11 protein-coding genes are annotated in these 12,683 nt (G+C 61.6%); 6 read left to right on the top strand and 5 right to left on the bottom strand.

The window, feature by feature from the left end:
- Positions 1–6: 6 nt before the first annotated feature.
- The gene (locus tag BLU37_RS27590; RefSeq protein WP_019360822.1) at positions 7–774 is read right to left on the bottom strand and encodes a DODA-type extradiol aromatic ring-opening family dioxygenase; all 768 of its coding nucleotides are present in this window, start codon (positions 772–774) and stop codon (positions 7–9) included.
- Positions 775–877: 103 nt separating this feature from the next.
- On the opposite strand from BLU37_RS27590, the gene BLU37_RS27585 reads away from it, so the two are divergent.
- Positions 878–1,534, top strand: a complete 657-nt coding sequence (locus tag BLU37_RS27585; protein ID WP_090210616.1) for a thiopurine S-methyltransferase — start codon at positions 878–880, stop codon at positions 1,532–1,534.
- 9 nt (positions 1,535–1,543) lie between these two features.
- Here BLU37_RS27585 and htpX read toward each other — a convergent pair whose 3' ends face one another.
- The gene (gene htpX / locus BLU37_RS27580; protein WP_010447049.1) at positions 1,544–2,431 is read right to left on the bottom strand and encodes a protease HtpX; all 888 of its coding nucleotides are present in this window, start codon (positions 2,429–2,431) and stop codon (positions 1,544–1,546) included.
- 318 nt (positions 2,432–2,749) lie between these two features.
- Positions 2,750–3,961: a pyridoxal phosphate-dependent aminotransferase gene (locus BLU37_RS27575; protein WP_010447048.1), complete on the bottom strand. Its 1,212-nt coding sequence runs from the start codon at positions 3,959–3,961 to the stop codon at positions 2,750–2,752.
- Positions 3,962–4,188: 227 nt separating this feature from the next.
- Between BLU37_RS27575 and msrB the strand changes: the two genes are divergently transcribed.
- The 3 genes from msrB to BLU37_RS27560 all read left to right on the top strand — a co-directional run bounded on the left by msrB (position 4,189) and on the right by BLU37_RS27560 (position 5,799).
- The gene (msrB, locus tag BLU37_RS27570) at positions 4,189–4,590 is read left to right on the top strand and encodes a peptide-methionine (R)-S-oxide reductase MsrB (RefSeq protein WP_010447047.1); all 402 of its coding nucleotides are present in this window, start codon (positions 4,189–4,191) and stop codon (positions 4,588–4,590) included.
- A gap of 274 nt (positions 4,591–4,864) precedes the next feature.
- Positions 4,865–5,350, top strand: a complete 486-nt coding sequence (locus tag BLU37_RS27565; protein WP_090210614.1) for a glutathione peroxidase — start codon at positions 4,865–4,867, stop codon at positions 5,348–5,350.
- Positions 5,347–5,799 carry a MarR family winged helix-turn-helix transcriptional regulator gene (locus BLU37_RS27560; protein ID WP_090210611.1) on the top strand — a complete coding sequence of 151 codons (453 nt, stop codon included), beginning with the start codon at positions 5,347–5,349 and terminating at the stop codon, positions 5,797–5,799. The genes BLU37_RS27565 and BLU37_RS27560 overlap by 4 nt, the downstream gene beginning before the upstream one ends.
- Here BLU37_RS27560 and BLU37_RS27555 read toward each other — a convergent pair.
- Positions 5,792–8,107, bottom strand: coding sequence for a hybrid sensor histidine kinase/response regulator (locus BLU37_RS27555; protein ID WP_090210609.1), 2,316 nt, complete (start codon positions 8,105–8,107; stop codon positions 5,792–5,794). The two genes, BLU37_RS27560 and BLU37_RS27555, sit on opposite strands and share 8 nt — an antisense overlap.
- A gap of 178 nt (positions 8,108–8,285) precedes the next feature.
- Between BLU37_RS27555 and BLU37_RS27550 the strand changes: the two genes are divergently transcribed.
- Both BLU37_RS27550 and BLU37_RS27545 read left to right on the top strand, forming a co-directional pair.
- Positions 8,286–9,176, top strand: a complete 891-nt coding sequence (locus BLU37_RS27550; protein ID WP_090210607.1) for an ATP-binding protein — start codon at positions 8,286–8,288, stop codon at positions 9,174–9,176.
- Entirely contained in the window at positions 9,173–9,655 is a 483-nt protein-coding gene (locus BLU37_RS27545; protein ID WP_010447036.1) for a GAF domain-containing protein, read from the top strand. The genes BLU37_RS27550 and BLU37_RS27545 overlap by 4 nt, the downstream gene beginning before the upstream one ends.
- Before the next feature lie 7 nt (positions 9,656–9,662).
- Here BLU37_RS27545 and BLU37_RS27540 read toward each other — a convergent pair whose 3' ends face one another.
- Complete coding sequence (locus BLU37_RS27540) at positions 9,663–12,614, bottom strand: HD domain-containing phosphohydrolase (protein ID WP_090210605.1); 2,952 nt, start codon at positions 12,612–12,614, stop codon at positions 9,663–9,665.
- Between the last annotated feature and the right edge of the window lie 69 nt (positions 12,615–12,683).

Raw genomic sequence — 12,683 nt, 5'->3', positions numbered from 1 at the left:
CCATGTTCAGTCGAAGCGGTAGATGTCCATGCCCAGAGCGCCCAGGGTGAAACCCTGGTGGACGATCCCCATCCGCTCGCCGGCACCCCGGGCGAAGTACAATGGCAGCAGGTGTTCGTCGCTGGGATGGTTGCGCACGGCGTATGGTGCCTGGCGACGATAGTCATTGAGGGCCATGTCGTCATTGGCGGCGAGCTTGTCCACCATCCAGTCACGAAACGCCTTGGCCCAGGGCTCGATGACCTCCGGGCCGGCGCGCCAGTTCAGTTCGCCGAGGTTATGGGTGATGCTGCCGGAACCCACCAGCAGGATGCCCTGCTCGCGCAAGCCGCGCAGGACTTGTCCGATACGGGTCTGCAAGGCCGGCCCCATGTGGCTGGGCAGCGAGACCTGGACGATTGGGATATCGGCATCGGGATACATCAGTTTCATCGGTACCCAGACCCCATGGTCGAAGGGGCGGGTGTTGTCCAGTCGTGCCGGCAGGCCCGCGTCCGTCAACAGCCCGGCGACCTCGGCGGCCAGTTCCGGCTGGCCCGGTGCCGGGTACTGCACGGCGAACAGCTCGCGGGGGAAACCGCCGAAGTCATGCCAGGTTTCCGGCTGCGGGTGGCTGCTGACCAGCAGGCCCTGGCTTTCCCAGTGGGCCGAGACCACCACGATCGCCTTCGGGCGTGGCAGTTCGGCAGCCAGCCTGGCCAGCGCCGGACCGCTGGCGCCGGGTTCCAGGGCGAGCATCGGCGAACCGTGGGAGATGAACAGGCTGGGGAGCATGATGAGGGTCCTGAGCGTTAAGATGACGCCATCTTCATTCAAATCATTGATCTAAATCTAATATAAGTTTTAGTGGATTCTGATCGAATTATTGAGGTTAAACATGCAGCCTGAGTTTTGGCACACCCGTTGGGAACGAGGTCAGATCGGCTTTCATCTGGAACAGGTCAATCCTTGTCTGCAGCGCCACTGGCCGAGCTTGTCGCTTGGGCCTGAGGCCCTTGTGCTGGTGCCGCTTTGTGGCAAGAGTCTCGACCTGGCCTGGCTGGCGGCACAGGGGCTAAGGGTGTTGGGTGTCGAGTTGTCGAGCCGGGCGGTCGAGGACTTTTTCCTCGAACACCAGCTCAAGCCCCAGGTGTCTGAGTACGGTGATTTCCGGATCTACGAGGCCGGGCCCCTGCAGCTTTGGTGTGGAGATTTCTTCGCGCTGACGGCCGAGGACGTTGCCGATTGTTCGGCACTCTATGACCGTGCGGCGCTCATCGCCTTGCCAGCAGCGATGCGTGAGCGTTATGCGCACCATCTGACGCAGATTCTACCGGGTGGCTGCCAGGGCCTGCTGATTACTCTGGATTACGATCAGTCGCTGCTCGACGGACCGCCATTCGCGGTGCTGGATGGCGAGGTGCGTAGCTTGTTGGAGCCCGGGTGGGCACTGCGTGTGGAGGAAGAGCAGGATGTGCTCGGCGAGAGCTGGAAGTTCCTCAAGGCGGGGGTCACTCGCCTTGAGGAACGGGTGTATCGCTTGGAGAAGCGATAGGCGCAAGGATCAGCCGCGACGACGCAGGGCGTCGATACGCTCTTCCAGGGGAGGGTGGCTCATGAACATCTTGGCCAGACCCTGTTTCAGGCCACCGTTGATACCAAACGCGTTCAGGGTGTCGGGCATATGCACCGGCAGGCCCTGTTCGGAGCGCAGGCGTTGCAGTGCGCCAATCATCGCAGCGGTGCCGGCCAGGCTGGCACCGGCTTCGTCGGCGCGGAATTCGCGCTTGCGCGAGAACCACATGACGATGGCGCTGGCCAGGAAGCCCAGGACCACTTCGGCGAAGATGGTTGCCACGTAGTACGCGACACCCTGGCCTTCCTCGTTCTTGAAGATGACCTTGTCGACGAAGTTGCCGATGATGCGCGCGAAGAACATCACGAAGGTGTTCACCACGCCTTGTACCAGCGCCAGGGTGACCATGTCGCCGTTGGCCACGTGACCGATCTCGTGGGCCAGTACGGCTTTCACTTCATCGGGCGAGAAACGCTCCAGCAGGCCCTGGCTGACCGCCACGAGGGCGTCGTTCTTGTTCCAGCCGGTGGCGAAGGCGTTCGCCTCGTAGGCCGGGAAAATCCCGACTTCCGGCATCTTGATCCCGGCTTCGCGAGACAGTTGCTCGACAGTTTGCAGCAGCCACTGTTCGTGGCGGGTGCGTGGCTGGGTTATGATTTGGGTACTGGTGCTCATCTTCGCCATCCACTTGGAGATGAACAGCGAGAACAGCGAGCCGGCAAAACCAAAGACCGCACAGAAGATCAGCAGCTGATTGAGGTTGAGATCAACCCCGTTGGCCGCCATGAACCCGTTGAAGCCGAAAAGGCTCAGGGTGATGCTGGCAATCAGCACGACCGCCAGGTTGGTAGCCAAGAACAGCAGGATGCGCATCATGGTTGAAAGTTTCTCCTCATCTAAAGATGTAGCTTCATGCGGGGTATATAAGGTGCCGCCAACGCCTATTCAACCGGGTGACTATTTCAAACTGTGTCCTACAGCTCGATTGTAGAATCCTGCCGGCCATTTCCGAATCGCAGAGGTCGGCTTTTTTCTCCCGGCAGACGCTCCCGGTCCGCGAAAACTGCGCTGCAGAGGCTTTGACAGCATGGCGCGGGACAGTTCGGCGAATGACGTAAGTGCATACAAAAAACAGCTGATGAGAGAGAGGTGCACAGCGACTCCATGGGGGGAGTCGCCGTGGTGTGTAGGATATTACTGACGATAGGTTTTCAGGAATTGACCGATACGGCCGATGGCCTGCTCCAGGTCATCGACCCGCGGCAGGGTGACGACGCGGAAGTGATCCGGCCATGGCCAGTTGAAGGCCGTGCCTTGCACCACCAGCAGTTTTTCCGAGAGCAGCAGGTCGAGGACAAACTTCTCGTCGTTGAGGATCGGGCAGATCTTCGGGTCGATCCGTGGGAAGGCGTACAACGCGCCCATGGGCTTCACGCAACTGACGCCTGGGATATCGTTGAGCAGTTCCCAGGTGCGGTTGCGTTGCTCCAGCAGACGGCCGGGCGGTAGCACCAGGTCGTTGATGCTCTGGTAGCCGCCGAGGGCGGTCTGGATCGCATGCTGGCTCGGGACGTTGGCGCACAGGCGCATGTTGGCCAGTATATCGATGCCCTCGATGTAGCTCTGGGCATTGTGCTTGGGACCGGAGATGGCGATCCAGCCTGAGCGGAAGCCGGCGACCCGGTAGGACTTGGACAGACCGTTGAAGGTCAGGCACAGCAGGTCCGGCGCCAGCGAGGCGGTGCAGATGTGCACGGCGTCGTCGTAGAGGATCTTGTCGTAGATCTCGTCGGAAAACACCACCAGGTTGTGCTGGCGGGCCAGTTCGAGCATGCCCAGCAGGACTTCCCTGGAATACACCGCGCCGGTCGGGTTGTTCGGGTTGATGATCACCATGGCCCGGGTGTTGGGGGTGATCTTGGCCTTGATGTCGGCCAGATCAGGCCACCAGTTGGCCTGCTCGTCGCACAGGTAGTGCACCGCCTTGCCGCCGGACAGGCTGACTGCGGCGGTCCACAGCGGATAATCCGGTGCCGGGACCAGCACTTCGTCGCCGTTGTTGAGCAGGGCCTGCATCGACATCACGATCAGCTCGGAGACGCCGTTGCCCAGGTAGATATCCTCGATGCCGATCCCTTCGACCTGCTTCTGCTGGTAATACTGCATCACGGCCTTGCGGGCGCTGAACAGCCCCTTGGAGTCGCTGTAGCCCTGTGCGGTCGGCAGGTTGCGGATCACGTCCTGGAGGATTTCGTCCGGCGCTTCGAAACCAAAGGGCGCCGGGTTGCCGATGTTCAGCTTGAGGATGCGATGGCCTTCCTCTTCCAGGCGTTTGGCGTGCTTGAGCACCGGGCCGCGAATGTCATAGCAGACGTTGGCGAGCTTGTTCGATTTGCTGACCTGCATGGTGATGTGATCCCGAAAGTGGACGATCCAGGCGACCCGCTGGGGTCGTTGTGACAATACTGTGTTTGCGGCGCGTCCCGTGGCCCCTTGCCGCCGCTGCGGAAAATCCGATTTGAATGCGGTTCAAGCGGGTGCCAGACTGGCGTTCAACGAGGCGCAATCATACGTGCCACCCGATCCGTGGAAAAGATACAGATCGGGGTTTTATCAGCCGCCGAGGTACAACGATGGAAAAGCTGGAGAAAACCCTGGAAGAGTGGCGCGCAATGCTCGATCCGGAGCAGTACAACGTCTGTCGCCTGAAAGGCACGGAGCGGCCGTTTTCGGGCAAGTACAATGGCACCAGGACCGATGGGGTCTATCATTGCATCTGCTGCAATGAGCCACTGTTCGACTCGAAGGCCAAGTTCGACTCCGGTTGCGGCTGGCCGAGCTTCTACGAACCGATCGACGGCCAGGCGATGGTCGAGATCCGCGATACCAGCCACGGCATGATCCGGACCGAAGTGGTCTGCGCGCGTTGCGATGCTCACCTGGGCCATGTCTTCCCCGATGGGCCGCCGCCGACGGGCTTGCGCTACTGCATCAACTCGGTGTGCCTGGATCTGGTGCCGCGCGCTCAAGCCTGAATCCGAGTGCTGTACCGGACTTGTGGGTGCAGCACCGAAGCTGTGGGACCCACCGAACCTGTAGGAGCCAGGCTTGCCTGCGAAGCTTTTGGCGGTCTGAAGGTCCCCTTCGCAGGCAAGCCTGGCTCCTACAGGTCAGGTGTTGCGCTTGCCGGCCTTGTGGTTATCCCCAGGGGGATTTGTCTGGGGTATGAGTCTCTATAAGCTTGAGCAATTGAATTGTGTGCAATTTAATTGTTCGCTATCTTGATCGGCATTCAATGGAGGATCCGTCATGACTGCAAACCTGCTGAACATCCCGTGCACCACCATCAAGGGCGAACAAAAGACCCTTGCCGATTTCTCCGGCAAGGCCCTGTTGGTGGTCAATACCGCCAGCAAATGCGGATTCACCCCGCAATACAAGGGGCTTGAGCAGCTCTGGCAGCAGTACAAGGATCAGGGCCTGGTTGTCCTGGGTTTCCCCTGCAACCAGTTCGGCAAGCAGGAGCCGGGTAACGAAGGGGCGATTTCCGAGTTCTGCGAATTGAACTACGGCGTCAGCTTTCCCCTGTTCAAGAAGATCGACGTCAACGGTGACGGTGCGCACCCGCTGTTCGTACAGCTCAAGAAGGACGCCCCTGGCCTGTTGGGTTCCAAGCGTATCAAGTGGAACTTCACCAAGTTCCTGATCGGCAAGGACGGCAAGCTGGTCAAGCGATTCGCCCCGCTGACCAAGCCGGAAGATCTGACCCGCGAGATTGAAGCCCTGCTCGAATGAACGACCTGCCCACCGATTCGCTGCGACTCGACCGCCAATTGTGCTTCAAGCTTTATGCCGCGTCACGGGCCGTTATCCGTGGCTATAAACCGATGCTCGACCAGTTGGGGCTGACTTATCCACAGTATCTGGCGATGCTGGTGTTATGGGAGTGGCATGATCGTGCCCCAGAACACCCTACGGTGAAGGCGCTGGGGGAGCGGCTGCTGCTCGATTCGGGAACCCTGACGCCCTTGCTCAAGCGCCTGGAACAGGTGCACCTGGTGCAGCGCCAGCGTGCCTCCGATGACGAGCGCGCCGTGCACTTGAGCCTCACTCCGGCGGGCTTGGCCCTGCGTGAGCAGGTGGCGCCGCTCAAGGCCCGGCTGCTCTGCGACAGTGGGGTCGATCTGTCCCGGCTCGATGAGTTGCGCGACGGCCTGGATCAGTTGCTGGCTTACGTCAGGTAGCCGGCGCGACCCAGAGTTCGAGCAGCGCCATCAGTTCTTCGCGGCGGAAGGGCTTAGCCAGGTAATCGCTCATGCCCGCCGCCCGACAGCGCTCGCGCTCCTCGGGCATGGCGTTGGCGGTCAGGGCAACGATCGGCAGGTTCGGCCAGCGACCGCTGCGGCGTATCTGCCGGCTGGCTTCGTAACCGTCCATGACCGGCATGTTGCAATCCATCAGCACCAGATCGAAATCCTGCTGTTCCAGCTGGCTCAGCGCTTCGCCGCCATGAGCCGCGACGGTCACCTCGCAACCCAGCTTGCCGAGCATGCCCTTGGCGACCAGTTGGTTGACCGGGTTGTCCTCGACCAGCAGGATGCGCGCCCTGCGTTGTGGCGTTTTGTCCTGGGGGCGGGCTGCCAGCTCCGTGAGGTCGTCGACCTGCAAGGTCCGTTGCAGAATCTGGTACAGCGCATTGCGCGCCAGGGGCCGCGCCTGTTGCTCCAGCGGTGCCAGGGCGGTGGCTTCCTCGCTGGGCATGAAGCTGCCATAGGCGGTGACCAGCAGGATCGGCGCGGTGATGGCCGGGCGCAGACCGAACAGGCACTCCGGGCAGTCGGTGATCAACAGGTCGATCTGCAGGCCGGCGAGGCTGTCGTCGATCCCGTAGCGTTGGTATTCCAGGCCCCAGGCCGGCAGTTGGCTGTCGAGCAGTTCGCTCAGGCCGCTGCTCTCCGAGCTGACGGCGATGATCCGGCCCTTGAGCGGTTTCGGCGCGGCAGCCGGGGTATGGCAGGGCAGTGGCAGTTCAGCGCAGAACTGGCTACCGAAGCCGACCTCGGAATTGAGGGTCAGGCGACCCTTCATCGCTTCACAGAGGTTGTAGGTCAGCGCCAGTCCGAGCCCGGTGCCGCCATACTGACGGGTGATGCCGGAACCGGCCTGGGTGAACGGCTGGAAGATTTTTGCCTGGGCATCCTGGGCGATGCCGATGCCGGTGTCGCAGACCTCGATCCGCACTGCGCCATCGCGTGCGGTCAGGCGCACATCGACGCGACCGAAACGGGTGAACTTCAAGGCATTGGACAGCAGGTTGCTGACGATCTGCCGTACCCGGGTCGGGTCACCCAGCACCAGGGCCGGGAACTGCGGCTCGATCAGGCAGGCCAGTTCGACACTTGGCGCGGCGTTCTGCGAGAGCAGGTTGGCAGTGTCCTCGACCAGGGCACCGAGGTCGAAGGGGATCCTCTCCAGATCCAGTTGCCCGGCGTCGAACTTCGACAGGTCGAGAATATCGTTGAGCAGTTCCACCAGAACCTTTCCCGAGTCATGGGCAATCGACAACTGCTGGCGTTGCTCGGCATTCAGCGAACTGTCGAGCGATAGCGCGATCATGCCGAGCAGGCCATTCAACGGTGTACGGATTTCATGGCTCATGTTGGCCAGGAACGCCGAGCGCGCCTGGGCCATGTTCAGCGCGGTGCTGCGGGCGATTTCCAGCTCCTGGTTGGACTGGCTCAGGCGGGCGTTGATCGCCTTCAATTCGGTGGTGCGGGCCGAGACGATGTTTTCCAGTTGCCCAAGGTAGTCGGTCAGGCGGTTTTCGGCGTTGCGCCGCTGCTGGATCTCGGTGGCCATGGTATCGAACTGCTGGTTGGCCACCTTGACCAGAATGCCGATCTCGTCCTTTTCATGGCCGGGCGGATACTCCAGCCGTGCCTGTCTGGGCGCCCCCGGCTGGGTGCTGGCGAGGGCGTGGATGACCTTGACCAGGGGCTTGGTCAGCATCATGTAGAACAGCGTCAGGAGGATACCGGTCAGGATCAGTCCGTGGATAAGTCCATTGAGCAGGGTGATCTCGGCGCGCTTGAGGAAGCGGATGCCGAAGGTGTAGGTATCGATATCCAACTGCAGGGTGCCGAGGGAGTCCTTGGGCAGATGATTGAGGAACAACCGGTCTTCGAACTGCCGGTCAGCGCCGAACAGCATGTCGCTGATCGCCCGGTAGCGGCCGGTCTGGCGCGGCCGTTCGACGCTGGCCAGGACAGAGTTGTTGTTGTCGATCAATTGCGCTCGCAGCACCGCCGGTGAGTGCAACAGGCCCAGCGCCAGTTCCTGAGCCAGTTCGGCGTCGATGTTATAGGCGATTCTGGAGGCCGGGTTGTGGCTGATTTCCAGCAGGGAAAGGATTTCGCGATTGATGGAGGCATTTTCGCTGGCATAATCGAGACTGATCTGCAGCAGGCTGAGCAGCGTTCCCAGAATGAACCCGACTATCACGGTCAACCGGGCTTGCTTGTAGGACAAGCGCTGGGTGAATTTTATATCCATGGGATGATGCACCACGTTCGTTTCCCTTCGCCGGGCAAGCATAGCTGATCCTCAGGAACCGCCGACAGACAAGCCCGGTGGCCTTGATCAACTGCCTGCCGAAACAGCCTGCTTGATTTTCAGGCGCCGTGTGGCGCCGACGCGACATCATGAGTGTGAACTTGCCCGAGGAAAAGTCGTGGATGCCCGATTGAATGCCTTTCTGGAGCGCGCCGACGCGTTCCTCTCCCGCCTGGAGCCGCTGTTGCCCGCCCCCCGCCAGGTGATCGACTGGGATCGTTGTCTGGCGGCGCGCTGGCAGCGCGAAGGCCGCAGCGGTTTTCTGTTGCCGCTTGAGGTCAGTCTGGACATGCGTCTGTCCGACCTGATCGGCGTCGACAGGCAACGTGAGCAACTGGCACGCAATACCCGGCAGTTCATCGATGGCCTGCCGGCCAACCACGCCCTGCTCTGGGGGTCGCGAGGTACCGGCAAGTCTTCGCTGATACGAGCCCTGCTGGCCGAACATGCCGGTGCCGGCCTGCGCCTGATCGAAATCGAGCGGGATCACCTGGCGGACCTGCCACGGGTGGTGGAACAACTGATGAAACTGCCGCAACGTTTCGTACTGTTTTGCGACGACCTTTCGTTCGAGTCCGGCGAGGGCGACTATCGGGTGCTCAAGAGCGTCCTCGATGGTTCGCTGGAGCAGGCCCCGGATAACGTGCTGCTGTATGCGACGTCGAACCGGCGGCATCTGGTCCCGGAGAAGGAAAGCGACAACGAGAACTGGCAACGCGTGGACGGCGAGTTGCATCCCAGCGAAGCGGTGGAGGACAAGATAGCCCTGTCTGATCGATTCGGGCTGTGGCTGTCGTTCTATCCGTTCACCCAGGAGCACTACCTCAGTGTGGTCGAGCACTGGATCGGCGAGCTGGCGCGCAAGGCCGGCTTGCCATGGCAGCGCGATGCCGAGCTGGATGTCCTGGCGGTACGCTGGGCCACCGGACGGGGTAATCGCAATGGTCGCTGTGCCTATCAGTTTGCACGTTACTGGGTTGGATTGAAGTTGTTGGAGCAGGCACGATGATCGATTTGCAAAAAGCGGGAGCTGGGTTGGACGGCTACGGATTGCTCCATGCACAACTGGAGTCGCTGCTGGCGGACGAGCGGGATTTCATCGCCAACGCGGCGCAGTTCTCAGCGTTTCTGTTCAATCAGTTGGACGACCTGAACTGGGCGGGTTTCTACCTCAATCGCGATGGCGAGCTGGTGCTCGGACCGTTCCAGGGGCAGGTCGCCTGCGTGCGGATTCCCTTCGGCCGCGGGGTCTGCGGGGCGGCGGCGGCCAGTCTGCAGACTCAACGGGTCGAGGATGTGCATGCGTTTGCCGGGCATATTGCCTGTGACAGCGCATCGAACAGTGAACTGGTGGTCCCGCTGGTCAAGGACGGCCGCCTGATCGGCGTACTTGACCTTGACAGCCCGCGCCTGGCCCGTTTCACCGAGGCCGATCAGGCCGGCATCGAGCAACTGGCGGCGATTTTCCTGCGCCTGACCGATTGCTGAGGCGGGTTCAGCCTTGTAGCCCGGCCTTGGCCAGCAGCCCTGGTACGTCGATTGCGTCGATCTGCTGGGGTTGCAGGTAACTGTTGGCGTACTGCAGGTAGATTTCCTCCTGCATGAACAGTTCGAACAACTGCGGGTCGATGTGGGCATCCCGGCACATCGCGGCCATGATGCCCAGCGCCTCGCTCAGCGACTTGGCTTTCTTGTAGGGGCGATCGGCGGCGGTCAGCGCCTCGAAGATATCGGCAATCGCCATCATGCGCGCCGGCAGGCTCATCTGTTCGCGTTTCAGCCGTTTCGGGTAGCCGGTCCCGTCCATTTTCTCGTGATGACCGCCCGCGATTTCCGTGACCGTCGACAGGTGCCCGGGGAAGGGCAGGCGACTGAGCATCATGATGGTCTGCACCATATGATCGTTGATGATGAAGCGTTCTTCGTGGGTCAGGGTGCCCCGGGTAATGCTCAGGTTGTAGAGCTCGCCCCGGTTGAACTTGTAAAACGGCACGTCGAGTTGGAACCCCCAGGGGTTGTTGGCCGGCATCTGTTCGCTGTCGTTGCGTTCGAGCAGGTGCTCGGGCTTGTCGGCCAGCAGGTATTCGCTGACGGGCAGGTTGGGGGCGGGCGTGCGCGCCTGCCGTCGGTTCTCCTCCCAGGAGACGCCGAGGCGATCGTCCAGGGTCCGTATCCAGGTGCGTTGGGCGATGCCGCGTAGCCGTTCCAGGTCGGCCTCGGCCATGGCCTCACTGCCGAGGTTGCACTGGGCGACAAAGGCAAAGTCATCGTCCAGGGCATTCAGGCGGGCATCGCGCGTCGCCGCGAGCGCCTGTTCATCGCCGCCCTCCAGCACGCGCGCCTGCCAATAGTCGACCCAGGCATCGCGTTTGAGGACTTCGAAGCGCGTGCGTATTTCATGGATGCGGTCGTTGAGGGTCTCCAGCTTGGTCGCCTTGTCGACCACATATTCAGGCGTCGTGATCTTGCCGCAATCATGCAGCCAGGCGGCCACGTGCAAGGCTTCCCACTCATCTTCCGACGGGACGTAGTCCTTGAATGCCGGCTGCTCGCTGGCGGCGGCGGCTTTGGCCAGCATCATGGTCAGTACCGGGACACGTTGGCAATGGCCGCCGGTATAGGGGCTCTTGGCGTCGATGGCGCCTGCCAGTAGTTGAATGAATGCGTCGAGCAGTTGTTTCTGCCTGACCTGCAGGTGCTGGCTCTCGATGCACGCCGCCGCGGTACCGGATATCGCGCTGATGAAGGCGATCCGGTCCGGCTTGAGGCTTTCCAGATCGTTTTCGGTGCCGCTGTCGGGTAGCAGCAGTGCCAGGACGCCGACGGTTTCGCCGTGACGGTTATGCAGGCGGATGCCGATCAGGTGAACGCTCGGCATTTCCAGGGCGAGCATCACCTTCTGCAAGTCTTCGGCCTGCTCGAAGCCCAGGGTGCTGACCGTATTGTCGTGGCTGTCGAGTTGGCTCAGCCAGCTTGCTCGCCGGCTATCCGTGGCGGCATCGCTGCGGATGTCGAACGCTTGCGGATTTTGCTGGACGCCGTCGATGATCAGACCCTGCGGCTCGAGCCGCCGGTTTTCGCCGTTGACCAGGTAGAGCAGGCCCGCCCGGGCCTGGCCGATCTTCATCGTTTCGTTGAGTACCCGCTGCAGTAATTGTTCGAAGCGGGTTTCCGCCGAGAGGCTGGCGGATATTTCGAAGAAACTGGCGAGGGTGCTCTTCATGCGACTCATCGACACCGTCAACTGGTCGATTTCCAGCACGGGCGAACTCGGCGTGGCCGGGTAGTTGAAGTTGAAGCTGCGGATCGCATCGGCCTCACGGACCAGCGCATTCAGGGGTTTGACCAGGAGCCTGGAGGTCAGCCAGCCCAGCGGCAGGCACAGCAGCAATGTCGCCAGGGTCAGCAGCGCGCCTTGCCAACGTAGCTGATAGGCCTCGGCCAGCAACTGGTCCTCTGGCACCAGCAGGGCCAATTGCAGGCCGGTCGGCCCGCCTTCGGAGAGAGTGCTGCGGGCGACGATCCATTGCCTATCCCGGGTACGCATGTGATGGTCGCGTGTATTGGCCGGGTCCATGAACTGTTGCAACGCAGGGCTCAAGTCACGGACCGGCATCAGCCGCTCGTCACCCAAGGCGCTCAACTTGTCATAGTCGGGATAGGCCACCGCGTTGCCCTGGTCGTCGAACAGGACGATCTCGGTATCGGGAGTGACCTTGTGCTTGCGCAGAGTGGCCGACAGGTCCGCCAGGGTCAGGTCGGCGGCGATCACCACCGTCGAGGAACTGCGCCGGGCCAGTGTGGTGCCAACATTGTGGGTGGAGAAAAACACGTAGGGCGTGGTGGTGATCTGGCCGATGTCGCCCAGGGCCGTGCCGAACCAGGTGCGGGTGCGTGGATCGTAGATCTCTTCGTGATTCTCCTGGCGACTGATCAAGGTCAGGTCGGCATCGTAGAACAGTGATTGCGATTGCAGGCTGCCGGTGCTGGCATCGCGCTCGATGCTCCAGACCTGGAAGGCCGCATTCGCTGGCCCCTTGACGTAGGCCCGCACGGCCGGATCGCGCAGCGGCCGGACCATGAAGAAGTCTCCGTCGGTATAACCGAGGTACAGCGAGGCGAGGTCGGGGTTGTCATTGAGTGCCTGAGTGAAGGGCCTGAGCAGGGCCAGGCGTTCTGCCAGGGTAGTTGCCGAGTTGCATTTATCGATGGCCAGCAGGCTCAGCAGATGTCGAATGGGTTGATAGGTGTTTTGCAGGTCCTGTTGAACATCCTCCTGGATCTTGCCGAAGAGCTTTTCGCTGCTGGAGAGGATGATGCGGGTGGTGTGCCGGTAGTTGAATATCCCCAGAAGGGTGCCGGTCAGCAGCAGCAGGCAGGTGAACAGGATGCTGATATGGATGTGCAGGGGAAACCGGCGCTTGCGCATGGGCGTCGAACTGGGCATCGCAGCTATCTCCTTGGTGGTGCGGTGCACTGCTCAGCGTCCAGGGGCAGCCGATGCTTAGCCCAAGAG

The organism is Pseudomonas asplenii (assembly GCF_900105475.1).
Classification (GTDB): Bacteria; Pseudomonadota; Gammaproteobacteria; order Pseudomonadales; family Pseudomonadaceae; genus Aquipseudomonas; species Aquipseudomonas asplenii.
This window is presented reverse-complemented; position numbering and strand designations above follow the sequence as displayed.